This window comes from Phenylobacterium sp. LjRoot225, assembly GCF_964252855.1.
In the GTDB taxonomy this organism is placed as follows: domain Bacteria; phylum Pseudomonadota; class Alphaproteobacteria; order Caulobacterales; family Caulobacteraceae; genus Phenylobacterium.
The window spans coordinates 34,525-61,465 of record NZ_CAXUPL020000009.1 but is presented as its reverse complement, the minus strand read 5'-3'; the positions used below and the strand labels follow the sequence as shown (position 1 = coordinate 61,465).

Sequence of the window (26,941 nt, the reverse complement as noted above, 5' to 3'; positions counted from 1 at the left end):
GGGGACGTCAACAAATAGAGCCGGGCGACCGCCGCGACGGCGGCCGACGTCCCATCAATTGCGGCCGCGCAAGCCAGCGGCACATTGAGAGCCAGACCATGACCAAGACCCTCGATACCTCCGACCTCGACCAGTACATGGGCAAGCCGATCCAGCCGGCGCGCATGAAGGAAGCGATCCACAACAACGACATCCGGCGCTGGGCGCAGGGCATGCACTACGCCAACCGGCTGCACTACGACGCCGACTACGCCGCCGAGAGCCGTTTCACCCGGCTGGTGGCGCCGCAGTCCTTCGCCGTCACCATGGACGACGGCCACGGCTCGGCCCCGTCCTGCGTCGGCAGCATCCCCAACTCCCACCTGCTGTTCGGCGGCGACGAGTGGTGGTTCGAAGGCCCGCGCATCTTCGGCGGCGACTTCATCATCAACGAGCGCATTCCGTTCGACTATGTGGTCAAGGACACCAAGTTCGCCGGTCCGACCTGCTTCCAGCGCGGCGACAACTTCTACAGGAACAACCGCGGCGAGCTGATCGCCAAGCAGCGCTCCACCGCGATCCGCTACAGCCTCGAGCACTCGAGCGAGACGCCGCCGACCGGTGCGAGCGAGGATCCCGAATGGACCGACGCGCAGATCGAAGAGCTCGAAGCGCGCAAGTTCACCTGGATCCAGATGCTCCACGACCTCGGTCACAAGGAGCGTTGGTGGGATGACGTGAGCGTCGGCGACAAGCTGCCCGAGCGGGTGTTCGGCCCGCACACCATCGCCAGCCTGACGACCGAATGGCGCGCCTACCTCTTCACCATCTGGGGCGGCACGCACCGCCGGACTGACCTCGACCTGGAAGCCTTGGGCTTCGTCGGCCCGATGGCCGGCCACGAGAACGACCCGGTGATGGAGGCGATCAATCCCGAGCTGACCGACGGCGCCTATTTCGGCCCCTCGCGCGGTCACCTGTTCCCGCGTTGGGCGCGCTTCATCGGCATGCCCCGCGCCTATGGTTACGGCGCCTCGATGGGCGCCTGGGTTCTCGACTACATGGCCGGCTGGGCGGGCGAGCACGGCATGGTCGTTCACTCGGTCGCCAACTACCGCGGCCCTGCCTTCACCGGCGACATCACCATCATGACCGCCGACGTGGTCGACAAGATGATCGACGAGCAGGGCCGTCATCTGATCCAGGTCGACGTGAAGATGGCCAGCCAGCTGGGCGTGACCATGGCGACCGCCAAGGCCGAGATCCAGCTGCCGAAGAAGTAGTCGGAAAGCTCCGGTCAGGTCGCCTGATCTGACCGGATCCACTTTGCAGCTCCAATTCGCAGCAAGCACCAGGCACGACATGCATCAGGCCAAGGCGTCGCTCTCCATCGCTCACGGCATCCCGCTCAGCGAGGAGCCCGGTCTCGGGGCCCTGACCCTGCCGGGCTACCTGCGCGAGGTGACGGGACGCTACGCCGCCAACGAGGCGCTGGTGATGCACCACCCCGACGGGTCGGTGGAGCGCTGGAGCTACGCGGACCTCTGGGACCGCGCGCTGGCGGTGGCGCGCGCGCTGGTCGCCTGCGGCGTCGGCAAGGACAGCCGCGTCGGGGTCATGATGACCAACCGGCCGGAGTGGATCTCGGCCTGTTTCGGAATTGGCCTGGCGGGCGGCGTGGCGGTGACCTTGAGCACCTTCTCCACGGCCGCGGAGCTGGAGCACCTGGTCCAGGCCTCGGGCGTCTCGGTCCTGCTGTTCGAAGGCGCCGTGCTCAAGAAGGACTTCGCCCAGATCCTGCTGGAGCTGGAGCCGCAGATCGCCACGGCCAAGGCCGGCGAGCTCGCCTCGCTCAAGTTCCCGCACCTGCGCCGGCTGGCCGTGGTGGGGCAGGGGCCTTCGTCCAAATCAGGCGCGACGGGCGCGATCGAGAGCTGGGCGGACTTCCTGGCCCATGGCGAGGCCGTCGAGCCTTCGCTGGTGGAGGCGATCGCCGCCACCACCAAGCCCGCCGACTCCGCGGTGATCTTCTTCTCCTCCGGTTCGACCGGCAAGGCGAAGGGCATTCTTTCGTCCCACCGCGGCGTGACGGTGCAGTGCTGGCGCTGGAAGCGTATGTGGAACCTGCAGGACCAGGTTCGCTGCTGGAGCGCCAACGGCTTCTTCTGGTCGGGCAACTTCTGCATGGCCTTGGGCGCGACCCTGTCGGCGGGCGGCAGCCTCGTGCTGCAGCCGACCTTCGATCCGGCTGAGGCCCTGAAGCTGATGCAGCTGGAGAAGGTCTCCCTGCCGGTGGCCTGGCCGCACCAGTGGGCCCAGCTGCGCGCCCTGCCGGATTGGGAAGGCGCGGACCTGTCCTCGTTCCGCTATGTGCAGTCTCCGCGTCAGACTGGGCCGCAGGCCTCGATCTCCACCGACTGGATCGAGCCGCGCTGGACCTACGGCAACACCGAGACCTTCACCATCGTCACTTGCTATCCCTCGGGCACGCCTGCGGAGGTCGCCGGCGAGAGCCATGGCGAGGTGTTGCCCGGCGTGACGATCAAGATCGTCGATCCGCTCACCGGCGAGACCATGCCGCTCGGCGAGCGCGGCGAGATCGCGGTCAAGGGCGCCACCCTGATGCTGGGCTACATCGGCGTTCCCGCCGATGAGACCCTCGACGACAGCGGCTTCCTGCGCACCGGCGACGGCGGCTTCCTGGATGCGGAGGGCCGGCTGTTCTGGGAAGGGCGGCTGAACGACATCATCAAGACCGGCGGCGCCAATGTCTCCCCGATCGAGGTGGACGAGGTGATCCGGACCATCCCGGGCGTCAAGGTCACGATGACCGTCGGCGTGCCCCACGAGACCCTGGGCGAGATCGTGGTCTCCTGCGTGGTCCCGCACGCGGGCGCGACGCTCAGCGAGGCGCAGATCCGCGACGTCCTCAAGGAACGGCTGGCCAGCTACAAGATCCCCCGCCGAGTGCTGTTCGTCGAGGAGGCGGACCTGTCCCTGACCGGCAGCAGCAAGGTCAAGTCCGGCGCCCTGCGCGAGCTCGCCGCCAAGCGGCTGAACGCCTAGGGACGCGACGCGGCCAGGCGAAATCCCTGGCCGTCGCCGCGCCGATCCGTCAGACCGACAGCACGCTGCCCGGAGACGCGCGGAAGATAACGGCATTGTCGAAGCTCGCGACGGACTCCGCGTCCGAGCCCCGCCGGAAGCGCAACCACAGGTCGGATTCGCCTTCCAGCTGATAGTCGAAGCGCAGTTCCGCCTCGAGTATGATCGACACCCCACGCGCGCGCAGGTCGGCGAGATCGGCGCCGAAGCGCAGGATCGGCTCCCAGCCCATGAACAGGTCGGCGTTGTCCTGTCCGACCCCGAACTCATCCTCGAGAAAGAACAGGTTATAGTTCAGCGTCGAGCTGTCGAGCACCTCGCCGGTGCTGAGCGAGGCTGTCACGCGCAGGTTCTGCCAGCACTTGCTCCACTTGTCATCCGCGTGCCACACGGGATGGTAGAGCCCGGTCCAGCCCGAGGCCCATCCCCCGACCCGGAGGCGCGGCCGGATCTCGAAGGCGCCGCCGGCCCGCACCGGAAAACGGTCGGGCGTCAGGAAAAAGAACTTCGACACCCCGATATTGCCGCTCCGCAGCGGATCGCCGTCATAGGCGATGTGCCCCCAGATCCGGCAGGGATCGTTCTCGATATCGACGCTGAGACCCGATCCGGTCCAGAAGCTGTGTGTTTCGCCCCACCACAGCTCGCGGGCGAACGGCGGCTCCACGACAAAGGGAAAGCCTCCGATCTTCTCGAGCATGCGCTGCCAGTCCCGGAGCTCTAAAAAGGTCTCCTGTTGCGTGATCCGGTCGGTCAGATCGGCGCGATGGAGCAGTTTGACCGCCTCATCGATACGGTCGAACCCTTCGCCGGCGCCCTTCAGCGCCGCGAGGCCCGGCTTCAACTGATCCGCAAGCTTGTCGGCCAGCGCTCGGAAATCCGGGCTGGCTTTAGCGAAAAGCTCGCGTGTGGCGACGTTCAGCGCGCGTTTCACATCCAGCCGCCGCGGGTCGCGCAGTGCATTTTCACGTCGCAGCGCCCGATCCTTGGTCTCCTGCAACAGCCGCGCGACGGCCGCGTCTTCGGCTTGGGTCAAGGCGAGCCGCGGATTGCGGCGGCGTGCGCCTTGAAGTTCGGTCTCGGACATCGTCGTACCTTCGGCCGAGCCTAGGAGGGCGTGATGCATGGGATGCTCCGGGTCTGAACGCCGTCCCTCGATCGGACGGTGGCCACAGGTGGTCAGGGCCGGGCCTACGGATCGCTTACGCCAAAGCGCCCCGCCTCGCGGGGCGCTGCGCGGATATTGTCGCTCTTATCGTTTCAATCGGACACCGCGGGGGCGCGGAAACCCTCGGCTAGCCGCTTTGAATCCCTGATCGCGAATTCGGCGATTCCCTATTGAAACGGGACGGGTGACAATATATTCCTGTGGCAGCGAACACGCCGAGCGCGCGCCTGGGTCTTGGACCCGGGGCGGGGCCAAGAGGCGGGGCAGGGAGGACAGATGACGCGGACAGCCGGGCGGGCGCGCTGGTCACTCATGACCTCATCTCTTCGCCGTGCGACGGCGCCATCAATCCAGAACACAACTAGACCTTAGGAAGGGCACGCTCATGCGGGTCGGATTGCATCTGGGATATCAGAATCTCAACGGCGTGCCTGACGTCGAAAAGTTCATGCAGGAGACCCAGCTCGCCGTTGAGGCCGAGGCCATGGGTTTCGACATGGTCGGGCCCGTCGAACACCATTTCACCGACTATGCGGCCTGCCCGGATCCTTTCGGGATGCTGAGCTACGTCGCGGCGAAGACCAAGACGATCAAGCTGATCACCGCCGCCATCATCCTGCCCTGGAACAATCCGCTTCGGGTGGTCGAGCAGGCGCTGCAACTCGACATCCTCAGCGAGGGGCGGCTGATCCTCGGCATGGGCCGGGGCGCTGCGCGGCGCGAGTTCCGGTCCTTCGGCGTCGAGCTCAAGGACTCGCGCGAGATGTTCGACCAGGCCGCGCTGATCATCATGAACGGCGTCGAGACCGGCATCCTCGAGGCCGACACCCCCTGGTACCAGATCCCGCGCACGGAGATCCGGCCGCGGCCGTTCAAGTCGTTCAAGGACCGCACCGTCATGGTGTCGATGTCGCCGTCCTCGGTGGAGGTGGCGGCCCGCTACGGCCTGCAGACGCTGCGCTTCTCGCAAGGCGACTGGCGAAACACGATCCCGGAAATCACCGGCTACCGGAACACCTTCCAGGAGATCCACGGCCATAAGCCGCCGCCGTTCATCATCTCGGACTTCGTTCTCTGCTTCAACGAACACCAGCGCGTGACGGAATACTGCGACCGGTATTTCGGGAAGATGTTCGAGACCGTCGCCAACCACTATGAATTCATGAGCGACCACTTCAAGGCGCTGCCCTCCTATTCGACCTACCAGTTCATGGGCGAGGCGGCGGCCGCCGCGGGCGGTCCCGACAAGGCCTACCGCGACTATGTGAGGGGCAACCTCATCGGCACGCCGGAACAGCTGGTGGAGCACCACCTGGAGCGGGCCTCGATGGTCGGCGACTACGAGATCCTGACGAACTTCAGCTTCGGCGGCCTGCCCTACGAACTGGTCTACGAGCAGATGAAGCTCTTCGCCGACAAGGTCATGCCGAAGCTCAAGGGATAGGGCGGTCGCGGGGAGGGGCGGGCGATGCATCCGAAATATCCCAACATCTTCAGCCCGATCCGGCTGGGGCCGGTGGAGATCCCGACGCGGTTCTTCTTTGCGCCCCACGGCAGCGCGCTGAGCGCCGGGACCAAGCCCTCCGACGACCTCGTCGCCTACAGCGCCGAGCGGGTGAAGGGCGGCGGGTGCGGGCTGGTGATCGTGGCTCTGGTCGCCCATGAACGCGGCCGCACGCGGCAGCCGTCGCCCCATCCGCCGGAGAATGTCGCCGCCTTTCGGGTGATGGCCGATGCGATCCACGCGGCGGGCGGCAAGATCTTCGGCCAGACCTTCTACTGGTGGGGCGGCTACGGCCAGTGGCAGCCGCTCAGCCCGCCGGCGCCGTCGATGGGACCTTCGACGCGCCAGTTCGGCTACTCCGACCGGACCGTTTCGACCCACGCGATGGGCCTGGACGAGATCCGGGCGATGCACGCCGCCATCAAACAATCGGCCGCCCACCTGCGCCAAGCGGGGTTCGACGGGATCATGCTGCACGGCTCGCACGCCGGCCTCATCGAGCAGTTCCTGTCGCCCTATTTCAATCAGCGTACGGATGAATACGGCGGCAGCCTGGAAAACCGCATGCGGTTCCTGGTCGAGTCCCTGCGGGCGGCGCGGGAGGGCGCAGGTCCCGACATGGCGGTCGGCATGCGGTTCAACTGTGACGAGATGCTTCCCGGCGGCTATGGCGCCGAGACGGCGCGGCAGGTCCTGAAGGCGATCTGCGACCGCGGGCTCGTCGACTACATCGACCTCGACGTCGGGGTGGAGCCGCAGCAGTTCCACCACGGCATGCCGACGTCCTTTGTCGAGCCCCAACCCTACCGCCCCTTCGTCGAGGCCGTGCGCGACGCCGCGGGCCGGACGCCCGTGCTCAGCGTTCTGGGGCGGATCACCTCGATGGCCGACGCCGAGGCGGCGATCGCCGCCGGCGTCTGCGACGTGGCGGGCGCAGCGCGCCAGCTGATCGCCGAGCCCGAATTCGTCAAGAACGCGCGCGAAGGCCGCGAAGACCGTAGCCGGACCTGCATCGCCTGCAACTGGTGCACGGCGGCCGGGGGCGACGGGGCGCAGGGCTGCACCATCAACCCCGCCAGCTATCGCGAGCGTCTGTGGGGCGTCGAGAGCTTCGCCCCCGCCACGCGCCCCTCGAAGGTGGTCATCGTCGGCGGAGGCCCCGGCGGACTGGAAGCTGCGCGGGTCAGCGCCCTCAAGGGGCATGACGTCACGCTGTTTGAGGGCCGAGAGCGCCTGGGCGGCGGCCTGGCGCTGTGGGCGGATCTGCCGGGCCGCGAGACCTACCGCAAGTCGATCGAGTGGTGGGGGGCCGAAGTCGCTCGGCTTGGCGTCGATATCCGGCGGGGGACCTTGGCGGACGCGAGCGCGGTGCTGGCCGAGGGGCCGGACGCGGTGATCGTCGCCACCGGCGCGCGCTACAGCCCGGGCGGACGCAGCATCACCTTCGACGCCGATATTCCGGGGCATGACCGCGCCTTCGTCTACCGGCCCGAGGACATCCTGCTGGGCGGGGCGCGGCCGTCGGGCCGGATCGTCCTGCTCGACGGTGAAGGCCTGCACGCCAGCGCCGGGATTGCGGAACTGCTGGGAAGCGCCGGCGCGGAGGTGACCTATGTGACCGCCGGCTTCTCGCCCCTGTCGCCGCGCCTGGTCGACAGTTTCGAGGCCCGTTTCGTCGTCCAGCGGCTGAAGGCGGCCGGCGTGCGGTTCGCGCCCACCACCTGGCTGCGCCGCATCGGCGAGGGCGAGGTCACGCTTTACGACGTCCACACCGACGCCGAGCGCGTCGTCGCCGGCGTCGACGCCGTGGTGCTTTCGACCGGCCGCATGCCGTTGGACGGCCTGGCCCGGGAGCTCGAGGGCCGGGTCCCGCAACTGTTCACCCTGGGCGACGCGCTCGCCGCCCGTCCCCTCGCGACCGCGGCCTACGAGGGGCAGATGTTCGCCCGCCTCGTCGGCGAACCGGGCGCGCCGGCGACGGTCTGCGAGGCCTTTTTCCGTCCTGACGCTCCGGACCTGACGCCATTCCCCGCGGACGTGGCGAGGCCGGGCGCTTAAGCCGCCCAGCCCGCGCCGTCAGTGGGGGAGGGCGATGCGCCCGCCGCCAGGCTCGGCGGCGATGCGATCGATCGTCTCGCTCGCCGGTCTGTGGTTCTTGCCGATGTAGCGCTTCAGCGCTTCACAGGCCGCCGTCGGGGGAGCCGGAGGATGGTCCCAGGTGACGACATGCAACTGAACGGGAACGCCCTTCGCCGCAAAGGCCTGATGTCGGGCGTGTCGATCAAGGAAGGCCTGGATCCCGGCGTTCAATTCGAAGGTCGCCGGCCATCCGTCGGCGGCCAGGATAAGGGCGCCCGTCGGATAGCAGTTGTAGATGGCCTGGATATTCTGAGGCGTCGAAATGTGCGGCCGCCCGGTGCGGAGGTCCACAATGAAGTCCTTTTTCCCGTTTTCGCCCTTGTTCATCGGCACGAGGGCGAGATCGAAGGCGCCGAGGTAGCGGAGGGTTCGGAATTCCTCGGTCGTCAGGATCACCGACCGCCCGGCAAGCGCCGCGGCGGCTTCGGCCCGCTGGCTCTCCCAGGGTTTGTCCGAGGCGGCCGAGAACAGCAGGCTGCGCGCCGAGAGGGCGCGCTGGAGCCCGTCGAGGCTCCATCTCATGGTCGTGACAAAGCCGGGATTGAGGGCGAGCACCGCCACCACGGCGACGCCCGCGAGCGCCAGCCAGAGCCGCCTTTTCGCCTCATCCGCCGCAGGCGGCAACCGGTCGACAAACAGACGCCATGCAGCGGAGAGTCCAAGGCCGAAAATGGTGAAGACGAACGGCAGCGCAAAGAGGAAGTAGCGCGCCGACTTCATGCCCGCGACCGACAGGGCGGCGCCGGAAATGGCGATAATGAAGACGCAGAGTGCGGTTAGGGAAGGCTTTTCTCTATAGGACAGGGTGAGTGCGGGAACAGATAAAAGCGAAATAACCGGATACTGCTTGATCAAATATTTGACGTAATACAGGAGGTCCTGACTGGCCTTCCTGTTCCACTGCTCGGTGTGCGTGTACTCGTAAATTGCGCGTGCAACCAGATCGGGCCGCGCCAGGGCGAGCAGGGCCGCGCCGATCACGCCCAGGACGCCGACCGAAATCAGAAGGGTCTGGGTTCTCTTCGAGGGATCCGCCCGCAAGAGCATCCACGCGGCCCAAAGCGCGATGGCGCCCAGGCCGAACAGGGTCGTCGGTTGAAGGTGCAGCGAGACCGCGGCGCCTACCACCCCGATGGCGCCGATGAGAATGGGCTTGCCGCGTCCGGCGCCGTCGAACAGGTCGTAGGCGGACGCCGCGGCCAGCCAGAAGAACAGGGCGTGGAGCGAGTAGAATCTCACATAGGCCGACTGCTGGACCGCCATCTCCGCGAAACACAGGAAGAGGGCGGCGGCCAGGGCCGCGATCCAATCGGACCGATAGCGCAACCAGGCGAAAACGATCGAAACCTGAAGGGCGCCGGCGATGGCCGCGGGAAGTCTCGGGAGGAGCAAGTTCCACGTAAAATAGGGGGAAAGCAGAGATACGATCCAGGTGAACAGCGGATCCCGGGTGTATTCGCCTTCGTAGACATCGAGGCCGCGGCCCTGCGAGAGGGATTCGGCGGCCAGCAGATGGTAGAGTTCGTCGGTCCAGACCGGCTGCTGCTCCGCCAGCAGCAGTCGTATGGCGAGGGCGGCGATGAAGAGCGCCAGCGACACCCACAGAACGCGCCAGGCGTCGTTGACTCGCACCGGCGCCAGGCGCGGCGCCGTCGGCGCGCGTACGATATTCTCCATCATCGCCTGCCCCCAGAGCCCGAACGACGCCAATGGTAGGGCCGCGGCGCCTCCATCGCCAAGCGCCATCGGCGCCGGACGCGTGAATAGGGCGGGAGCCGGATCTAGGGGGTCATCCCCATGGACTGCTCGTAGTCCAAGGCGTCGTCGAAGGCCTGCATGACCAGGTTCAGATAGGTCTCCTGGAAGATCTTCCGCTGGTCGGAATGGTCGAAGACGATGGCGCGATTGTTGCGGACGCCGCGCAGCACCATGGGCGCGATCTGTTCCGGCGGCAGGAAGGTGGTCTTGGCTTCCATGAAGAAGCCCTCCGGCACCTTCACGGGGCCCGGCCCGGGGCCGCCGAACCGCTGCGGGCGATAGCGCTCGTTGTTGTCCTTCATGCCGGTCGCCACGCCGCCCGGGCAGTAGACCGTGGAGCCGATGTTGTGCTCCGCCAGCTCGAGGCTGAGATTCAGCATCAGGCCGATGATCCCCATCTTCGCGCCGGAATAGGGGGCGTGCATGGGGATCCAGGCGGGCAGCATGCCCGCCATGGAGGCGGTCGCCATGACGTGGCCTTCGCGCGCCGCGATCATGTCGGGCAGGAAGGTCTGCAGGCAGTAGGTCACGCCCATCAGATTGACCTGGATGATCCAGTCCACGTCGGCCTCGGACATGTCCGTCAGCCGCTCGAAGGATGTCGCCCCCGCGTTCGCGAACAGCAGCGAAACCGGACCATAGGCGGCGTTCGCGTCCGCCTTCATCTGCTTGATCGAATCCCGCTCGCAGACGTCGCACGCCAGGGCGATCGCCGAGCCGCCCTGGCTCCTGATCTCTTCGGCGACGGCCTGGGCCTTGTCCAGCAGGATGTCGGCCACCACGACCGACGCCCTCTCCGCCGCCAGCGCCAGGGCCAGGCCGCGGCCGATGCCGCTGCCGCCGCCGGTCACAAGAGCCGTCTTGCCCGCGATGTCCGTCATGCCGTTTCCTCCTCCGTCGTCTTCTTGTTTTTCAGTCGTTTCGCGACCCGTCCTGGGGGACGGGCGTCGTCAGTCCGAGCTGCGCCCTTCCTTGAGCGCGGCGGCTTCGAGCATGGCCTCGACCAGCAGGGTCCGCAGCCGCCGGTTTTCCGCCTCGAGCGTCCGCAGGTCCTGGGCTTCTGCACCGCAGGGTCCGGCGAGCGCGGTCTCGCGCTCCTCGCCTGAGGCCTCACGCGGCAGCAGGCCGTGCAGGAAGAGGCTCACGGCCGAACGGGTGTGTCGGTCGATCTCCGCCTGGTCGAGCTCCACGCCGGACAAGGCCATGCTCGGGGGGCCGCCGACGACCAGATTGAGAAAGGCCAGGGCGGCCTCGTCGGCGTCCGCCAGTTCGCGTCCGCCGGGCTTCACGCGACGCCGGAAGAGGTCGGCGAGATAGACCAGGGTGCGCCCGGTGCCGTGCCGGTAGGCATAGGCGCCGATCTCCGGCATGCGCACGGACTCGGCGTTGGTGATCCGCAGCAGCCGCAGGCCCGCCCGGGTCATGATGTTGGCCACCAGGATCTGGCCGATCCGCAGCAGGGTTTCCTCCAGGTCGTCGCTCTCGGCGGCCTGCAGCGTCTCGACGGGCACGATCCACTCTTCGATCGCGCGTTCGAGCGCCGCCCGGAACAGCGTGGTCTTGTCCCCATAGCGGAGATAGACCGTCCGCTTGGCCACGCCGGCCGCGGCGGTGATCGCGTCGATGGACGTGCCCTCGAACCCCTTCTCGAGAAAGATGTCGAGAGCCTTGTCGAGCAGGGCTTCGTTGCTGAGCGTCGGCCGGCCGGGGCCGCGGCCCGATCTCGACGGCGACTCCTGGGCGACGTCAGGCGCCGAAAGCGGCTCGATCTGAGAATCCATCAAAAATATCAGCGCCTTCGTGTTCTTCAATCGACCGGACGACGGCTGCCGCTTCCGGTTTGCCGTTGAAACGATCGAGGTGACAATATAAGAACTATCTCATAACAAACGTCGCGCCAAGCGACGTACCGCTTCTAGGTGAGGAACGGCCCCATGGTGCTGACTGCAGTGGATCTGACGCCGCGTATCGGCAGCGAGATCAAGGTCGATCTGGACACCCTGCTGAGCGGCGCCGTCGCCGGCGAGGTCCGTGATCTCCTGACCCGGCGGGGCGTGCTGATCGCCCGGGACCTGGAGATGACCGACGACCAGCAGCGCACCTTCATCAAGACCCTGGGCGATCTGCGGCTGGGGACCGTCAAGAAGGAGGGCGACGAGGGCCTGATGAAGGTGACCTTCGACGAGAAGGAAAACCCCGAATACGCCAAGTTCTTCTTCGGCAGCCTGCTGTGGCACATGGATGGGACCTATGAAGAAGTCCCGCCCTTCGCCACGGTGCTACGGCCCAAGGTCTTGCACACCCGCGGCGGCGACACCGAATTCGTCAACACCTACGCCGCCTACAACGACCTCCCCGAAGACGAGAAGCCGTGGCTCGACACGTTGACGGTCGTGCACACGATGCAGGCCGCGCTGTTCCCCGCCAAGCCGAACTGCAGCCCGGAGGAATTCGCCCTGTGGTGCACCTACCCTGAGCGGAGCCACCCGCTGGTCTGGCGGCATCGTTCGGGCCGCAAGTCGCTGGCGCTCTCGACCTCCGGTTCGCACGTCGTCGGAATGGATCCCACCGAAAGCCACGATCTGCTGCAACGGCTGATGATCCACACGACCCAGGAGAAGTATCTCTATCGCCACGCGTGGCGGATGAACGACCTCCTGATGTGGGACAATACCGGCACCATGCACCGAGCGCGGCCCTTCGATACGGAATCCGGCCGCATGCTCGCGCGCTTCACGCTGAACGGCGAAGAGCCGATCACCGCGGTCTGATCCCGGCCAGCTGGAACGATCAAGGCGCAATGACAGAGGCTCAACGCGCGGCGCGCGGCGGCCACAGGAGGTCAGGACGAGATGGCTAAGATGGACGTCAAACCGCTCCAGGACGATCTGTCCTTCGGCGTGCGGATCGGCGGGGTGACCCGGGAACTCCTGGAGGATGCGGGCGTCCGCCAGCAGATCGTCGACCTCTTCGAAGACAAGGGGATGATCATCTTCGAGGACGTCGAGCCCTCGAGCCAGATGCACCTGGCGCTGAGCACCGTGTTCGGCCCGCTGAAGGAACATCCCAACAAGGCGGTCGCCCGCGTCGACGGCGACACCATGCCGGGCGTCATCGACATGCGGGTCAAGGCCGGCGAGGGCGGCGTGGTCGAGCTGAACGGCCGGCGGTTGTCCAGCTGGCTGCCGTGGCACTTCGACCACTGCTACAACAACGAGCTCAACCGCGCGGGCGTGCTGCGCGCCATCGAGGTCGCGCCCGAGGGCGGCCTCACCGGCTTCTGCGACGGGATCGACCTCTACAAATCGCTGTCGCCCGACCTTCTGGCGCGGATCGAAGGCAAGAACATCCTCTACAGGCTGGACGTGGAGTACGGCCCGAGCATGCGTTTCGGCCGGCCCGCGGGCCTCGTCGAAGTCGTCCGCAAGCCCGGCGCCCAGGCGGTCATGGAGGCGGCCAAGGGTTCCCCGCGCGCCATCCATCCGGCGGTCTGGACCCGCAAGTCCGGCGAGAAGGTGCTGCATGTCTCCCCCTGGATGTCCCAGGGCGTTCAGGGCGCCGAGACCGAAGACGGGGAGGCCCTGCTGGAAGCGGTCTGCCAGGAGATCAACACCAAGGCGAAGCCCTATTTCCACCGGTGGAACCTCACCGACATGCTCATCTGGGACAACTGGCGGATGCTGCACTCGGTGAGCGGGATGGATCCCGCCTATTCGCGGCGCATGCAGCGCACCACCATCAAGGGCGACTACGGTCTGGGCTTTTTCGAGGGCGGCGGGACCGGAGACAAGATCCTCGAGATGACGGTCTGAACGCCCGGACCGGTCCGCTTCGCCCGGCCTTCCATGCTAGAGGCATGGCTGAGAGCGGGGCGCGACCGGGAGGAAGCTAGGTGACGCGGAAGGTTCAGGCCGACGCCGGCGAGGCGCTCGCGGGCCTGCTGTTCGACGGCATGACCATCATGTCCGGCGGCATCGGCCGTTCCGGGGTTCCCGAGACCCTGATCGCGGCGATCCGCGAGGCCGGGGTCAGGAACCTCACGGTCATTTCCAACAACGGCGGCGCCGACGGCTTCGGCTTAGGGGTCCTGCTGGCCGCCGGCCAGGTGCGGAAGATGGTCTCCAGCTGGGTCGGCGAGAACAAGCTGTTCGAGCGCCTCTACCTCTCGGGCGCGCTCGAGCTGGAGTTCATGCCGCAGGGCACGCTGGTCGAAGCCATCCGCGCCGGCGGCGCGGGCGTTCCAGCCTTCTTCACCCGGACCGGGGTCGGCACCTTGATGGCCGAAGGCAAGGAGGTCCGCGAGTTCGACGGCGAGCGTTATGTGATGGCGCGCGGCCTGACCGCCGACCTGGCGATCGTGAAGGCCTGGAAGGGCGATGCCGCAGGCAATCTCGTCTATCGGACGACCGCGCGGAACTTCAATCCGATCATGGCGACCGCCGGCCGGGTGACGGTCGCCGAAGTCGAACAGCTGGTCGAGGTGGGCCAGCTTGATCCCGACCAGATCCATACGCCGGGCGTCTACGTCGACCGGATGGTCACGGGTGCGGCCAGCGAAGAGCCCGTCGCGCCGGCTGCGGCCCGGCCGCGCGAGGCGGCGGCCAGGGGCGGAGATGGCCGGTCTACAGGCTGGACGCGGGACGGGATGGCGGCGCGCGCGGCCGCCGAGCTGCGCGACGGCTTCCACGTGCATCTCGGCGTGGGCGTTCCGACCCTGGTGGCCGATCACATCCCGCCCGACATGCGCGTCATCCTGCAGAGCGACAGCAGCCTGCAGCATCTTGGCGGCGTGGTTCCGGGGCGGGCGAGCGCCTATTTCAACTCGGCCGACAATTTCGCCATGATCCGCGGCGGCCACATCGACCTGGTGGTCCTCGGCGCCATGCAGGTGGCCGCCAACGGCGACCTCGCCAACTGGATGATCCCGGGCAAATCGGCGAAGGGCATGGGCGGAGCCATGGACCTGGTGGCCGGCGTCCGGCGCGTGGTCGTCATCATGGACCACGTCGAGAAGTCCGGCGCGCCCAAGCTGGTGGAGGCGTGCGCCCTGCCGCTGACCGGCCAGGGGGTGGTCGACATGGTGGTCACCGACCTCGGCGTCTTTCGGGTCGATCGCGGCAAGCGTCCGCCGACCCTGGTCGAGCTGGCGCCCGGCGTCACCGTCGAGGAGGTGAGGGCCAAGACCGGGGCGGCCTTCGAGGTGGCGCTGGCTTAGGAGAGAACCTTGCGGGCCCGGCGCGGTATTCACGCTGTGAGGAGACGGTCCAAAGGAGGACTATCGATGAACGCACATGGCGGCGCGCTGGCGGCGGCTCTGGTTCTGGCCTTTGCCGCGACCACGGTCCAGGCGGCTCCTGAGCGGCGCGAGAGCTGTTTCCCCGCCGGCGGCAGCTGGACGGGCTGGAGCGCGCCGGGGAACGGCGACGTGCTCTACCTGCGGGTCCACATCAACGACATCTATCGTGTCGACCTGACGCCAGGCTCGCGCGTCTACAAATCGCCGGGCTATTTCCTGGTCAATCGCGTGCGGGGGTCCGGCTGGATCTGCTCGCCGCTCGACCTCAATCTGACGCTGTCTAGCGACTACGGTTTTCGCAAGCCGCTGATCGCGGTCGCGATGCGGAAGCTCACCCCGGCCGAGGTCGCCGCCATCCCGCGAAAGGACCTGCCCTAGCGCATTCCTGCGGCGGGTGGGACTGGTGTGTCGCCGGCAGCTAGGGGTTGGCGGGCAGGTTGATCGCGCCCTCGCCGACCCGGCGGCCGCCTTCCTTGAAGACGAAGGTGGGCTTGGCCCGCTTGACCGAGACCGGCTTGATGCACTGGAGGACGACTTCGGCGGTCTGGCCTGGCTCGACCTTGTCCTGTGCGCCCAGCAGATTGACCGTGCACATCACGTCCGCCTTGCCGCCGGCGAAGATGAAACTGGGGCGATAGCCGTCGTAAAACGGGTTCTCGCGGCCGACCACGCCGTCGACCGGAAGCAAGGTCAGTTTGGCCGGGATGGCGGTCTCGGCCGGAAAGGTCGCCGTCGCGGCCCGCGCCGCCGCAATTCCGGGGACAAGCATGATCACTGCCATGATCCGGCTGCAGGCTGCAAACGTCATGGTCACCTCCGCTGCGCGGCAGACTGGCGCCTTCCATGGCGCAGGTGAAGACTGTTTTCGACGGCGCTTCCGAAGGGTTCGTCAGGGGGCGGACGGCTTCGATGAACTTGAGCGCGACCTGCTGTTCAGCTCGCTCATGGCGTCCTCCCGGCGTTTCTTGTCGCTTGGCGTCAGTCTCGCGCGGTCGGCGGCCAGCCGCAATGGTTGGTTTGGCAAAATTTGCCAAATGCGTTAGGATCCACGGGATGAGCACGATGAACATCTCCCTACCGGAGTCGCTCAAGGCCTTCGTCGACGAACAGGTCTCCGGGCGGGGCTACGGCACCAGCAGCGAATATGTCCGCGAGCTGATCCGCCATGACCAGGACCGTCAGCGCCTGCGCGGCCTGCTGCTGGAAGGCGCGTCGTCGCCTGCGGCGGGCCCGGCGGACTCGGGCTATTTCGAGGGCCTTCGGGAACGGGCGCGCAGCCGCACGACTGGATGACGGCCAAGCTGGTCGTCCTGCGCGAGACAGCCCGGCGGGACGTCGAGGACGCCGTGGACTTCTACGCCGCCGAGGCGGGCGAGGCGATCGCGCTTGGGTTCATCGACGCCCTGGAGCGCGCCTTTCGCGCCATCAGCCGGCATCCTTCGGCCGGCTCGCCCCGGTATGCCGTCGAGCTCGACCTGCCGGGATTGCGCAGCCACGGCCTGAGACGCTTCCCGTATCTGGTCTTCTACATCGACGGAGCCGACGAGGTGGACGTCTGGCGGGTGCTTCACGCTCACCGGGACATCCCCGCCTGGCTGCAGGAGTCCGGCGGCTGATCCTCAAGCCTTGCCGGACGCCTCCGGCCTGACCGGCGCCCAGGCGAAGTCGCCCTCCCGCGCGACCGCCACGGCGCGCTGCTCCACCAGGGCCGCGCAGGCGCGCTCGTCGAAGCCCAGGCCGCGCAGCAGCTCCACCGTATGCTCGCCGAGCTCCGGCGGCGGCAGGCCGGGCGAGCATTCCGCCTGACCCGGAAACTCCGGCGCCTCGAAGTGCAGGCCGCGGTAGTCGAGGTCGCGCAGCTTGCCGGGCTGGCGCGCCTGCGGCGCTGCGAGCACCCGCTCAAGCGGCAGGACCTCGCTGAAGCCGACGCCCGCGGCGCGCAGCCGCTCGGCGGCCTCGTCGAAGCCGAGCTTGCCGACGGCCGCCCGCACCGCGGCCTCCACGCGCTCGCGCTGCTTTTTCCGCTCGCGCAGCTTCGCCAGGGCGGGGTCGTCGGCCTCGGGCATGCCGAGCGCCGTCGCCAGTTTCTGCCAGTGCGCGTCGGTCAGCACCAGCAGGTAGAGCCAGCGTCCGTCGTTCACCTGGTAGGCGCCGTAACCCGGCATGCTGAACTCGCCGCCGCCCTCCTTTTCGGGACGTCCGAGCAATTGCATCTTCAGCTGCACGCCGGCCAGGTCGCGGGCGGCGACGTGCAGGCCGGTTTCGTAAAGGCCGATCTCGATGCGACGCTCCTCTGCGGTCGGGGCGGGCTGCAGCAAGGTCGCGAGGATGCGGATGACCCCGTAAGCCCCAGCGAACTGGTCATGATACGACGGGCCGAGCCGGCTGGGGCGGCCGTCGATGCGGTGATCGTCCATCACCCCGGTGGAGGCTTCGGCGACGGGATTGGTCGCCAGGTCGTCGTGCTGCGGTCCGGCGGCGTAGCCGCGGATATGGCAATAGATCAGCCTTGGATTCACCGCGGCGAGGTCGTCGGCGGTGATCTGCAGCTTGCGGGTCGCCGACGGCGACAGGTTGTGGATGACGATGTCGGCCGAGGCGACCAGCCTGCGGAAGACGTCGCGACCCTCGGGCGTGTCCAGCGCGATCGAGAGGCTCTTCTTGCCGTGATTGTAGGCGATGAAGGTGCCGCTCGGGCCGCCGCGCACCAGGGCGCGGGTGGTGTCGCCGGTCGGCGGCTCGACCTTGATCACCTCGGCGCCGAGCTGGGAGAGGATGTGGGTGGCGAACGGCGCGGCGACCATGGTGCCGAGCTCGATCACCCGGCGGCCGGCGAGGGGGAGGTGGGTCATGAAGATCCTGGTGGGCGACGACGAGAATGCATTATGTTCCCGGTCAGTCGGGCCGGCAATAGACAGCCTCCAGTAGCTCGACCGCCGTCTGCTGCGTGGTTTGGGCCGTGGAAGCGGAAAAAAATGCATTGCGCATCATGAGGCGCGCTGGTTGATGTCGGCGATACGCCCACCGAGACAGCGAGCAGAGCTTATGAGCGAGGACTTTTCCGACTGGGTTGGACGCCGCGAGGAGGCCGCCGATGTCCTGGATCCGGCCCGCACCAATGCGCTGCGGGCCGCGCTCGGGCAGGCCGAGCCGCTGGCCGAAGGCGCGCCGCTTCCGCTGCTGCACCACTGGCTCTACTTCTGGGATGTCCGGCCGCCCCAGGGCCTGGGCCCCGACGGCCATCCCGCCCGCGGCGGGTTCCTGCCGCCGGTGCCGCTGCCCCGGCGCATGTGGGCCGGCGGGCGGCTCAAGTTCCTGCAACCGCTGCGGGTCGGCGAGCGCGCGACCCGCGCCTCGACCATCCTCAAGGTCGAATCCAAGAGCGGGCGCAGCGGGACCCTCGTCTTCGTCACGGTCGAACACCAGCTGTCCGGCGAACAGGGCGTGGCGGTCGTCGAAGAGCAGGACATCGTCTATCGCGAGGCCGCCGCGCCTGGCTCGATCCTGGCCCCCGCCGGTGAGGCGCCGGCGCCCCATGCGCCCTGGCGGCGCGAGGTCTTCCCGGACACGGTGCTGCTGTTCCGCTACTCGGCCCTGACCATGAACGGCCACCGGATCCACTACGACCGGCCCTATGCCATGGGGGAGGAGGCCTATCCGGGCCTGGTGGTGCACGGCCCGCTCCAGGCCACCCTGCTGGCCGACCTGGCGGCGCAGAATCTCACCGCGCCGATCACCGGCTTCGACTTCCGCGGCCAGTCGCCGGCCTTTGACGGGACCCTGCTGCAGGTCTGCGGCGAGCCGACCGAAACGGGCGCCAACGTCTGGACCGAGCAGGCGGGCGGCAAGAGCATGACCGCCACCATCACCTGCGGCGAGGCCGCTTGAACGCGCTGCCCCGCAGCTGGCTGTTCACGCCGGGATCGCGCCCCGACCGGTTCGCCAAGGCTGCGGCGACCTCGGCTGACGCCCTGATCCTCGACCTTGAGGACGCGGTGGCGGAGGATCGCAAGCGCGAGGCGCGCGGCCACGTCGTCGCCTTCCTGGAGAGCCGGCCAGCGATCGGCCAGCAGGTCGCCGTCCGGATCAATCCCCTCGGCCGGGCGGTAGGACTGGAAGATCTCGCGGCCCTGGCCCAGCTGGCGAACGGCCCGGACTATGTGCTGATCCCCAAGGCCGAGGAGCCCGCCGAGCTGTCTCTCGCCACGCGCGTGCTGGACGACGCGGGGTCCAGCGCCCGCCTGGCCGCTCTGGTGGAGTCGGCGCGCGGGGTGGCGGGCGCGGCCGAGCTGGCCGAGGCGACGCCGCGACTGGTGGGGCTGATGTTCGGCGCGGCCGACTATGCGGCGGACCTTGGCCAGCAGGTGGGGATCTTCCAACCGGACTTCGCCCGGGCGAGCCTGGTCAACGCCGCCGCCGCGGGCGGGATCGCCGCCATCGACTCCCCGTTCTTTGCGATCGACAAGCCTGATGACCTCGGCGCGGAATGCCGTAAGGCGCGCGCCTTGGGCTTCCACGGAAAGGCCGCCATCCATCCGGCGCAGCTCGAGGCGATCGGCGCGGCCTTTTCCCCCACGCCGGCGGAGCGTGACCTCGCCCGGCGCATTCTCGAAGCCGCGCCCGACGGCGTGGGCGTGCTCGACGGCAAGATGATCGATATCGCCATGGTCCGCTGGGCGCGTCGCGTCGCCTAGAGGCGATTAGGATTCCGACTACGTGCTCTTCGAAAGCGAGGCTGTCGCCAACCGCCGCGAGCGGCCGCCGTCCAGCCTGCAGCTCCGATTGCGCTCGATCAAAGACGCTATAAGGAATGGCGCTATAAATATGATCCACAGTGGATCAAAGCGGCCGGCATCGTGCGGCGGCGGATCGACAGGACCAATCGCCGGTCAAAGGCGCCAGAGGCAACCTATGAGCACTCCGTTTTTCGCGTCGCTTCTGGAGCACTATCAGTGGCAGCTGTCGCTGTACGCCGCCGTGGGGATCTTTGCGCTGACCTTCCTCGGCAAGCGGCTGCTGTTGCTGGTTCCGACGTTCAAAGAGGCCGACCAGCTCAACCAGGCGGCCTTAAAGAAGAAGATGGAGCGACCCATCTACGCGGCCAACCAGAAATGGAACCGCAAGTGGGGCTTCATCTATATGGCGGTGATCTTCGGCCTGATCCTGCCGTTCTGCCTGACGCTGCAGGCGCAGCCCTGGTGGCGCATCCTGCTGGATATTGTCGTGATCCTGATGTTCTACGACTTCTTCTATTATCTGGTGCACCGCTTCCTGTTTCACGACAACGGCTTCCTGGGCGGGCCGCTGGTCCGTGTCCATGCGCTCCATCATCAGCAGCACAACCCCTGCCGGATGGATTCCAGCTATATCCATCCGCTGGAAGTGGCGATGGGGCTTGGGCTCTACGCCGGAAGCATCTTCGTCCTGTCGCACTTCATGGGTGAGTTCCATGTGGCGACCGTCGTCATTACCTGGGTCGCCTTCTCGCAGATCAACCTGCACAACCACGACCTGTGGAAGGCGGATCGCTTTCCCTTCAGATACCTGAACTACACATCGAAGATGCACCACAACCACCATGCGAAATTTACCGGCGGCAATTTCGCGACCATCTCCCTGCTCTACGACTGGATGTTCGGCACGCTGGACAACGGCGAAGACCGCAAGAAGCGGGTGAAGGCTTAGCCGAGGGTTCGCACCTTCTTCCACGCAACAGATTGTCCAAGAGGAGCCGGTTCACACCACTGGCGAATCAAGAAGAACGAGCGCAGCCTTCCAGAATTGAATGCTGATTCTTGACGATCGCCGGATCCCGGCGGGGGTTTCAGCAGATGGGGGCGCTCATGACCCGCTATATCTGGCAAGGCCGTTCATCCTGGGTTCCGGCCCAACACGTGGTGGTGGACATCGCAACCGGCCGGATTGTGAGCCGGCATATTTCGGAAGCGACGGCGAAGGACGCCGCCCGGGGTATGAACAGCGCCCTGGCCAGGGACGCTCGGCGATAAGCTCGGCTAGAAGGCGAGCGCCGCCGCTGTCGCGGAGGTGATCTGCGTCAGCATCTGCGAGAAGTCCGTGGTCTCACTGTCCACGAGGATGGAGAAGTCCTGGCCGCCGGCGCTTTGCGCCCGGCGAACCCACTTTCGGCCGTCCGACGGATCGGGGAGCGAATGGGCATAGCTTCGCACCTCGTAGACTGGGCACGTCGCGTAGCAATTCCAGCGGTAGGTCTCGCCCTCGTAGGTAAACGCGCCCGAATAGGATTGAAACGCAGCCACGGCCCCACCTCTTAACGTTGCTTAACGTAAACTGTCCGCACATGTACGCATGCGCCGATCCGCCATTTGTCAACAATGGCGGACATTTGCAACATTTTACTTGTTCTTGCCGCCAACTGTGCATAGCCCGCTCATTGCGGGACCGGGACCGTCCACCTCGGGAGCTGGCGATTACGCGCAACGAGAGCTGGGCTGACTTCCATGGGCTTCCTGTTGATGATCATCGCCGCGGGTATGGTGATCACCGCTCTCCTTGCGGCAACGCTCGGACGAGTGCTGGTCAGATTTGGCGCGGTCGTCGCGGGGATTACTTGCGGCCTCGTCGTGCCCTCATCTGTGACGGTGGCCGCCCTCATGTTGGGGCGGCCTGACCCGCGCTCGATCGACGGGCCCGCCTATGTGTTGGTCATACTTCTGGGACTTGCTCTCGTATGCTTGCCCATTTGCATGGCGATTAGCTTTGGCATCATCTTGGAGCGGCGCAGGCTTGAAGCGCGACGGATATAGCTCCGTCCGACCTGCAATCCATCTCCGTCATCCGGAACGGCCGCTTTGGGGACGCTTGGTCAGGCGATGGCCGGCTTCGCCACTCAAGCAGCCGCCCGGGGTTCAGCCCCTCTACGAGGCAGGGCTATCGAACCGCAGACACAACTTCCGCAGCCCTTCCAGGCGTCTATGCGATAGACCTGCTCTACGAGCGCGGAGCCGCGCCTCAATACGCCAGCCGCAGCCCGGGCCGGGGCCAGTCCACGGCGACCAGGGTCCCGTAGCCGGAGAGGGTGATGTAGGCGGTGCGCAGGTCCGGGCCGCCGAAGCAGATGTTGGTGCAGTAGCCTTCCGAGGCTTCATGGAACTCGAGCGCCTCGCCGGTCGGCGAGAAGACGGTGATCCCGCCGCTGACCAGGGTGGCGACGCAGACGTTGCCGTTCGCCTCCACGGCCATGGAGTCGAAGCGACGGTAGCCGGAGAGATTGCCGAGGAACCTGCCGCCGTTGGGCGACGGCCACGGTTCCTTGGCCAGCTCGCCAGGGGCTGTGACCGGGTAGGACCAGAGGCGGCCGGTGTCGGTCTCCGAGACATAGAGGGTCGCCCCGTCCGGCGAGAGGCCGACGCCGTTCGGCGTGAACAGCGGGAAGGCGACCTCCTTGATCGCGGAGCCGTCGGCAAGGGCGTAGAAGAGCGCGCCGCGGTCCATCAGCCGGCCGTAGCTCTTGCCGTGGTCGGTGAACCAGAAGCCGCCCTTGCCGTCGAAGACGATGTCGTTCGGCCCCTTGAGCGGCTCGCCGTCGCATTCCGTGTAGAGGGTCTCGATCGCGCCGGTCGTAAGGTCCACCCGCTCGATGCGTCCGGTCGTGTAATCGCTCGCCCGGCCGATCGGGCGCCGATAGCCGTCCTCGGCCTGGACCCAGTTGAAGCCGCCGTTGTTGCAGACATAGGCCTTGCCGTCCGGGCCGATGGCGGCGCCGTTCGGCCCGCCGCCCAATTCGGCGACGAGATGCCGGCGGCCGTCCGGCGTGACCCGGACCAGGTTTCCCATGATCTCCACCACGAGGACCGAGCCGTCCGGCATGGCGATCGGCCCCTCGGGGAACAGCAGGCCCCGGGCGATCTCGCGCGCTTCGAGCTTCTGGCGTTTCATGAGCCGCTCCTGTCGAGGAGTTCGATGATCGAGGGGAAGTAGCGGGGGCCGAAGCCGGCCTCGACGGCGGCCCGGTAGTAGCTCTGCGCCGTGGTCGACATCTTCGGCTCGACCCCGCAGCTCTTGGCGAGGTCGATGGCGTAGCCGAGGTCCTTCAGCACATATTCCGAGGGGAAGGAGCGCTCCGGGAACTCCCGGGGCAGCATGGCCTTCAGGCCGTGGTTGCGCAGGGCGAAGCTGTCGCCGGAGCCCTTCGACACCGCCTCCAGCAGGGTGGCCGGCGCGACGCCGGCGCGTTCGGCGACCACCATCATCTCCGCCAGGGCGGCGACATGCTCGAACAGCAGGGCGTTGTTGATCAGCTTGACCACCTGGCCGCCGCCGGTCCCGCCGCAGTGGGTGACGTCGCTGCCCATGTAGCGTAGCAGGGGCTCGACCTTGGCGAACAGGTCGGGCGCAGCCCCGACCATGATGCTGAGCGTGCCGGCCTGGGCGGCCTGCCGCGTGCGCGCCACCGGGGCGTCGACGAACTGGATGCCGGCCTCGGCCAGCCGGGCGGCGATGGCGCGCGCCTCGGCCACGGCCGTCGTGCTGAGGTCCACCACGATCAGCCCGGGCCGGCCCGCACTGGCGATCCCGCCTTCGCCGAGACAGACGGCCTCCACCTGCTTTCCGCCCGGAAGCGACAGGAGGATCACGTCGGCGCTGGCGGCGAGGTCGGCGATCGAGCTGGCGCGGCGGGCGCCGGCCTCGGCGACCTCGTTCAGCGCGACCTCGTTCAGGTCGAAGGCGATGACCGGCGCCGGATGCTTGGCGACGACGTTGAGGCACATCGGGCCGCCCATGACGCCGAGCCCGATGAAACCGAGGGTGGGGGAGGTTTGCATGGACCCGCTCAGTTCAGGTAGCTGCCGCCGTTGATGTCGATCGTCGTCCCGGTGATCCAGTTCGACGCCGGCGAGGCGAGGAAGAGGATCGACTGGGCGATGTCCTCCGGCTGGCCGTAGCGACCGAGCGGCACGGTGGCGTGCGCCGACGGCGGCTTGCGCTCGGTGACGCTGGCCCACATGGCGGTTTCCACCGGGCCGGGGGCGACGGCGTTGGCGTAGACGCCGTGCGGCGCGCCGGCCTTGGCCACCCATTTGATGAGGCCGTGCACCGCCGACTTTGCCGACACATAGGCCGGGCCGGACGCCACGCCGCCGATCCGCGCCGCCACCGAGCCCAGGGCGACGATCTTGCCGTAGCCCTTCTCCTTCATCAGCGGGAAGATGCGGCGCGTCGGGTTGACCACGCCCATCACATTGACCCGCCAGATGCTCTCCCACTCGGCGTCGGTGGAGTCCCAGAGCGGCGTGTTGGCGATGGTTCCGGCGCACAGCACCAGGACGTCGATCTTGCCGTGGTCCTGGACGATCCGGTTGACCAGGGCGTCGGTCTCGGCGGCCGAGGTCACGTCATAGCGCAGGTACTGGATGTTCGAGGCGCCCTCGAAGGGGTGGGTCTCGCCGAGGTCGGTCGCTACGACCGTCGCGCCGGCGGCGGCCAGGGTTCGCACCACCTCGCTGCCGATCCCGCCGGCCCCGCCGGTCACCAGCGCCACCTGGCCGTCGAGCCGCGCCGGGCCGCTCACAGGGATGCTAACCATGCGTATTCCTCCACTCCCATGTGCAGCCCCGCCGTATTCGGCTGGGGCCGTCGTCAGTAGATGACGTTCTCGTCCTGCAGAGCCTGCCGCTCGGCCTTGGTCATGCCCAGCAGCTCGCCGTAGACGTAGTCCTCGTGCTCGCCGAGTTTCGGCGTGCCGCGCGCAATTCCGATCTCGGATCCCTTCGACAGGCGCATCGGGGCGCCGACGGCGGCGCGCGCCTTGCCGTCGGGCTCCTGCACGTTGACGATAGCGCCTCGCGCCCGCAGATGGGGATCGGCGACGATCTCCCGCGTGGTCCAGGAGGCGTGGGCGGCGACGCCAGCGGCCTGCAAGGCCTCGGTCGCCTCTTCCGCCGGGACCGAGGCGGTCCATTGGGCGACGATGCGGTCGATCTCGATCCGGTTCGCGTGCCGGTCCGCGGCCGTGGCGAAGCGCGGGTCACGGGCGAGCTCGGGCGCGCCCATGACCCCGACGAGGGATCGCCACTCGGCGTCCCCGCCGACCGCGATCGAGATCCAGACGTCCTCGCCCTTGGCCGGATAGACCCCATGCGGCGCCATGCGCGGGTGGTCGTTGCCGGTGCGGGCGGGTTCGGCGCCGGCCGCAGCCAGCAGCAGGGCCTCGCCCAGCAGGGAGGAGGCCACCTCGCGCGCCGCCACATCGACCAGCTGGCCTTCGCCGGTGGCCCGGCGCCGGTGCAGGGCCGCGATCAGGGCGACCGCGGCGTTGAGACCGACGGCATGGTCCATGACGTGGCGCATTTCGACGGGCGGACCGTCGGCGTAGCCGGTCATGGCGCCCAGTCCGCCCCAGGCGCCGAACAGCGGCGCATAGCCGGCGAAATGCGAATCCGGGCCGGATTGTCCCGACGAGGACACCGAGAGCAGGATAATGTCGTTCCTGATCGCCCGAAGCGCGTCGTAGTCGAGGCCCAGCCGCCCCACCACGCCAGGACGGAAGCTCTCGGCGGCGACGTCCGAGATCGCCACCAGCCGCTTGGCCAGCACGATCCCTTTGGGGTGCTTGAGGTTGATCCGGACCGACAACTTGTTCGAAGCGACCTGGTCGAAGCTGGCCGGGCCCAGGCGGCCATAGACCGGATGCGGCTTGCGGAAGATGTCCGGGCGCTGGGCGCTCTCGACCTTGATGCACTCCGCGCCGAGCTGCGACAGCATATGGGTGCAGAAGGGGCCGGCGTTGTGAACTGTGAAATCGGCGATGCGGACCCCTGCGAGCGGCTTCACCATCGTCAGGCCTCCGCCGGCAGGGCTTGGCGGCCGGCCCGACCGTAGTCGCCGAGCGCCGGCGGGCCGGCCCGAAGGGCGAGCGGGGCGCCGCCGAACTGGAAGGGCGCCACGAGCATGTCGAGCGCGCCCAGGCCCTCGATCTCCACCGGCGCGAACAGGCCGCGCGCCCGTTCGTGCGGGTCGCGCAGCACTTCGAGCGGGGTGTTGTACTTGGCCAGCGGCACGCCTGCCGCCTGGCCTTCGGCGACGATGTCGGCCACGCGCCGCACCTTGGCCCATTCGCGGATGCGGGCGTTGATCGCCGGGCCCTGGCGGCTGCGCTCCAGGTTGTCCGCCAGCGCCGGATCCAGCGCCCAGTCGGGACGGCCGAGCAGTTCGACCAGCGCCTCCCACTGGCGCTGTTCGAGCGTCAAGAGCTCGACGTAGCCGTCGGCGCAGGGCAGCACGCCGCCGTAGCGGAAGGAGCGCTCGACCCGGTGCTCCACCTGGCCGTCGCCATAGCGCTGCACCGCGAAGGCGCCGACCGCCAGCGCCGCGTCCTGGCTGGAGACGTCGATATATTGGCCGCCCACCTCGTCGCGCACCCACAGTGCGGAGAGGGCGCCGAGGGCCGCAGCGACCCCGCCCTGCAGCGAGGCGAAGTGGCCGTAGATCTTGACCGGCGGCCGCTCCGGGAAGAGTTCGATGGAGAGGCCGTTCGGCAGCAGGTTTCCCTCGCCGGAGGCATGCAGGATGTTGATCTCCTCCGCCTTCCAGCTCGCTTTCGGCCCCGTCGCGCCGAACGGCAGGACCGAGACGTGGATCAGGTCCGGATGGCGCGCGGTGATGGCGGCCTCGTCGAGGCCGCGCCGCGGGCGGTCGGCCAGCGGCGTGTCGTCGATGAAGATGTCCGCGTCGCTGAGCAGGGCCGTGGCGGCCGCGCGGCCGTCCTCGGCGTCGAGGTCGCAGACCAGGCTGCGCGCGCCGGCGGCGAGGTAGGCGAAGAGCGCGCTCACGTCATCGGAGCCGTCGAGGAACGGCGGCTCCCGCCGCAGCGGCGCGCCCTGCGGCGGCTCGATCAGGGTGGCTTCGGCGCCCATGACGGCGAGCAGCCGCCCGGCGTAGGCGGCCGCCACGCCGGAAGCGCAGACGACCACCCGAAGGCCCGTCAGGGGAGCGTTGGCGATGTCCTGCATGA

The 26,941-nt window shown here is 67.8% G+C and carries 26 protein-coding genes and 1 pseudogene; 15 read left to right on the top strand and 12 right to left on the bottom strand.

Features of this window, described 5'->3' with window-relative positions:
* Both ACSQ2B_RS26670 and ACSQ2B_RS26665 read left to right on the top strand, forming a co-directional pair.
* Window positions 1-1,262, top strand: a 1,262-nt coding sequence (locus tag ACSQ2B_RS26670) for an FAS1-like dehydratase domain-containing protein (protein ID WP_436054450.1), incomplete at its 5' end; no start/stop codon positions are given.
* Window positions 1,263-1,341: 79 nt separating this feature from the next.
* Entirely contained in the window at window positions 1,342-3,045 is a 1,704-nt protein-coding gene (locus tag ACSQ2B_RS26665; protein ID WP_436054449.1) for an AMP-binding protein, read from the top strand.
* A 49-nt stretch (window positions 3,046-3,094) separates the two neighbouring features.
* Here the strand turns inward: ACSQ2B_RS26665 and ACSQ2B_RS26660 are convergent, their stop codons facing one another.
* On the bottom strand, window positions 3,095-4,210 hold the full coding sequence (locus tag ACSQ2B_RS26660) for a hypothetical protein (RefSeq protein ID WP_436054448.1): 1,116 nt from the start codon (window positions 4,208-4,210) through the stop codon (window positions 3,095-3,097).
* Window positions 4,211-4,637: 427 nt separating this feature from the next.
* Between ACSQ2B_RS26660 and ACSQ2B_RS26655 the strand changes: the two genes are divergently transcribed.
* Complete coding sequence (locus ACSQ2B_RS26655) at window positions 4,638-5,696, top strand: LLM class flavin-dependent oxidoreductase (protein WP_436054447.1); 1,059 nt, start codon at window positions 4,638-4,640, stop codon at window positions 5,694-5,696.
* Window positions 5,697-5,720: 24 nt separating this feature from the next.
* Window positions 5,721-7,814 carry an FAD-dependent oxidoreductase gene (locus ACSQ2B_RS26650; protein WP_436054446.1) on the top strand — a complete coding sequence of 698 codons (2,094 nt, stop codon included), beginning with the start codon at window positions 5,721-5,723 and terminating at the stop codon, window positions 7,812-7,814.
* Window positions 7,815-7,832: 18 nt separating this feature from the next.
* Here ACSQ2B_RS26650 and ACSQ2B_RS26645 read toward each other — a convergent pair whose 3' ends face one another.
* The 3 genes from ACSQ2B_RS26645 to ACSQ2B_RS26635 all read right to left on the bottom strand — a co-directional run bounded on the left by ACSQ2B_RS26645 (window position 7,833) and on the right by ACSQ2B_RS26635 (window position 11,434).
* Complete coding sequence (locus ACSQ2B_RS26645; protein ID WP_436054445.1) at window positions 7,833-9,575, bottom strand: hypothetical protein; 1,743 nt, start codon at window positions 9,573-9,575, stop codon at window positions 7,833-7,835.
* Window positions 9,576-9,676: 101 nt separating this feature from the next.
* On the bottom strand, window positions 9,677-10,534 hold the full coding sequence (locus tag ACSQ2B_RS26640; protein WP_436054444.1) for an SDR family oxidoreductase: 858 nt from the start codon (window positions 10,532-10,534) through the stop codon (window positions 9,677-9,679).
* A 69-nt stretch (window positions 10,535-10,603) separates the two neighbouring features.
* Window positions 10,604-11,434, bottom strand: a complete 831-nt coding sequence (locus ACSQ2B_RS26635; RefSeq protein ID WP_436054443.1) for a TetR/AcrR family transcriptional regulator — start codon at window positions 11,432-11,434, stop codon at window positions 10,604-10,606.
* 153 nt (window positions 11,435-11,587) lie between these two features.
* Between ACSQ2B_RS26635 and ACSQ2B_RS26630 the strand changes: the two genes are divergently transcribed.
* The 5 genes and pseudogenes from ACSQ2B_RS26630 (at window position 11,588) to ACSQ2B_RS26610 (ending at window position 15,327) form a co-directional block, all read left to right on the top strand.
* On the top strand, window positions 11,588-12,424 hold the full coding sequence (locus tag ACSQ2B_RS26630) for a TauD/TfdA dioxygenase family protein (RefSeq protein ID WP_436054442.1): 837 nt from the start codon (window positions 11,588-11,590) through the stop codon (window positions 12,422-12,424).
* 81 nt (window positions 12,425-12,505) lie between these two features.
* Window positions 12,506-13,465, top strand: coding sequence for a TauD/TfdA dioxygenase family protein (locus ACSQ2B_RS26625; protein WP_436054441.1), 960 nt, complete (start codon window positions 12,506-12,508; stop codon window positions 13,463-13,465).
* A gap of 80 nt (window positions 13,466-13,545) precedes the next feature.
* Window positions 13,546-14,253, top strand: a pseudogene (locus ACSQ2B_RS26620) (CoA transferase subunit A); the annotation flags it as partial.
* 45 nt (window positions 14,254-14,298) lie between these two features.
* Window positions 14,299-14,868, top strand: a complete 570-nt coding sequence (locus ACSQ2B_RS26615; RefSeq protein ID WP_436054452.1) for a CoA-transferase — start codon at window positions 14,299-14,301, stop codon at window positions 14,866-14,868.
* Window positions 14,869-14,934: 66 nt separating this feature from the next.
* Window positions 14,935-15,327, top strand: coding sequence for a DUF6491 family protein (locus ACSQ2B_RS26610; protein ID WP_436054440.1), 393 nt, complete (start codon window positions 14,935-14,937; stop codon window positions 15,325-15,327).
* 40 nt (window positions 15,328-15,367) lie between these two features.
* Here ACSQ2B_RS26610 and ACSQ2B_RS26605 read toward each other — a convergent pair whose 3' ends face one another.
* The gene (locus ACSQ2B_RS26605; protein WP_436054451.1) at window positions 15,368-15,718 is read right to left on the bottom strand and encodes a hypothetical protein; all 351 of its coding nucleotides are present in this window, start codon (window positions 15,716-15,718) and stop codon (window positions 15,368-15,370) included.
* On the opposite strand from ACSQ2B_RS26605, the gene ACSQ2B_RS26600 reads away from it, so the two are divergent.
* From ACSQ2B_RS26600 to ACSQ2B_RS26590, 3 genes are read left to right on the top strand one after another with little or no spacing between them, the layout of a single operon-like run.
* Window positions 15,717-15,992 (top strand): hypothetical protein, encoded by a 276-nt coding sequence (locus ACSQ2B_RS26600; RefSeq protein ID WP_436054439.1) that lies wholly within the window; start codon window positions 15,717-15,719, stop codon window positions 15,990-15,992. The genes ACSQ2B_RS26605 and ACSQ2B_RS26600 overlap by 2 nt on opposite strands.
* Window positions 15,993-16,002: 10 nt before the next feature.
* Window positions 16,003-16,242, top strand: a complete 240-nt coding sequence (locus tag ACSQ2B_RS26595; protein WP_436054438.1) for a type II toxin-antitoxin system ParD family antitoxin — start codon at window positions 16,003-16,005, stop codon at window positions 16,240-16,242.
* Entirely contained in the window at window positions 16,239-16,565 is a 327-nt protein-coding gene (locus ACSQ2B_RS26590; protein ID WP_436054437.1) for a type II toxin-antitoxin system RelE/ParE family toxin, read from the top strand. Before ACSQ2B_RS26595 ends, ACSQ2B_RS26590 begins: the two co-directional genes overlap by 4 nt.
* Before the next feature lie 3 nt (window positions 16,566-16,568).
* Here the strand turns inward: ACSQ2B_RS26590 and ACSQ2B_RS26585 are convergent, their stop codons facing one another.
* A complete protein-coding gene (locus ACSQ2B_RS26585) occupies window positions 16,569-17,801 on the bottom strand; it encodes a CaiB/BaiF CoA transferase family protein (protein WP_436054436.1) in 1,233 nt (410 codons plus the stop codon).
* A 193-nt stretch (window positions 17,802-17,994) separates the two neighbouring features.
* On the opposite strand from ACSQ2B_RS26585, the gene ACSQ2B_RS26580 reads away from it, so the two are divergent.
* The 3 genes from ACSQ2B_RS26580 to ACSQ2B_RS26570 all read left to right on the top strand — a co-directional run bounded on the left by ACSQ2B_RS26580 (window position 17,995) and on the right by ACSQ2B_RS26570 (window position 20,634).
* A complete protein-coding gene (locus tag ACSQ2B_RS26580) occupies window positions 17,995-18,837 on the top strand; it encodes an FAS1-like dehydratase domain-containing protein (RefSeq protein WP_436054435.1) in 843 nt (280 codons plus the stop codon).
* Window positions 18,834-19,643 (top strand): aldolase/citrate lyase family protein, encoded by an 810-nt coding sequence (locus ACSQ2B_RS26575; RefSeq protein WP_436054434.1) that lies wholly within the window; start codon window positions 18,834-18,836, stop codon window positions 19,641-19,643. Before ACSQ2B_RS26580 ends, ACSQ2B_RS26575 begins: the two co-directional genes overlap by 4 nt.
* Before the next feature lie 217 nt (window positions 19,644-19,860).
* On the top strand, window positions 19,861-20,634 hold the full coding sequence (locus ACSQ2B_RS26570; RefSeq protein WP_436054433.1) for a sterol desaturase family protein: 774 nt from the start codon (window positions 19,861-19,863) through the stop codon (window positions 20,632-20,634).
* A gap of 329 nt (window positions 20,635-20,963) precedes the next feature.
* Here the strand turns inward: ACSQ2B_RS26570 and ACSQ2B_RS26565 are convergent, their stop codons facing one another.
* From ACSQ2B_RS26565 to ACSQ2B_RS26540, 6 genes are all read right to left on the bottom strand, one after another.
* Window positions 20,964-21,227, bottom strand: a complete 264-nt coding sequence (locus ACSQ2B_RS26565) for a hypothetical protein (RefSeq protein ID WP_436054432.1) — start codon at window positions 21,225-21,227, stop codon at window positions 20,964-20,966.
* A gap of 712 nt (window positions 21,228-21,939) precedes the next feature.
* A complete protein-coding gene (locus tag ACSQ2B_RS26560; RefSeq protein ID WP_436054431.1) occupies window positions 21,940-22,866 on the bottom strand; it encodes an SMP-30/gluconolactonase/LRE family protein in 927 nt (308 codons plus the stop codon).
* Window positions 22,863-23,753 (bottom strand): NAD(P)-dependent oxidoreductase, encoded by an 891-nt coding sequence (locus tag ACSQ2B_RS26555; RefSeq protein ID WP_436054430.1) that lies wholly within the window; start codon window positions 23,751-23,753, stop codon window positions 22,863-22,865. Before ACSQ2B_RS26555 ends, ACSQ2B_RS26560 begins: the two co-directional genes overlap by 4 nt.
* Before the next feature lie 8 nt (window positions 23,754-23,761).
* Window positions 23,762-24,514, bottom strand: a complete 753-nt coding sequence (locus ACSQ2B_RS26550; protein WP_436054429.1) for an SDR family NAD(P)-dependent oxidoreductase — start codon at window positions 24,512-24,514, stop codon at window positions 23,762-23,764.
* 53 nt (window positions 24,515-24,567) lie between these two features.
* On the bottom strand, window positions 24,568-25,764 hold the full coding sequence (locus ACSQ2B_RS26545; RefSeq protein WP_436054428.1) for a CaiB/BaiF CoA transferase family protein: 1,197 nt from the start codon (window positions 25,762-25,764) through the stop codon (window positions 24,568-24,570).
* A gap of 2 nt (window positions 25,765-25,766) precedes the next feature.
* Window positions 25,767-26,939: a CaiB/BaiF CoA transferase family protein gene (locus ACSQ2B_RS26540; protein ID WP_436054427.1), complete on the bottom strand. Its 1,173-nt coding sequence runs from the start codon at window positions 26,937-26,939 to the stop codon at window positions 25,767-25,769.
* Window positions 26,940-26,941 lie beyond the last annotated feature (2 nt).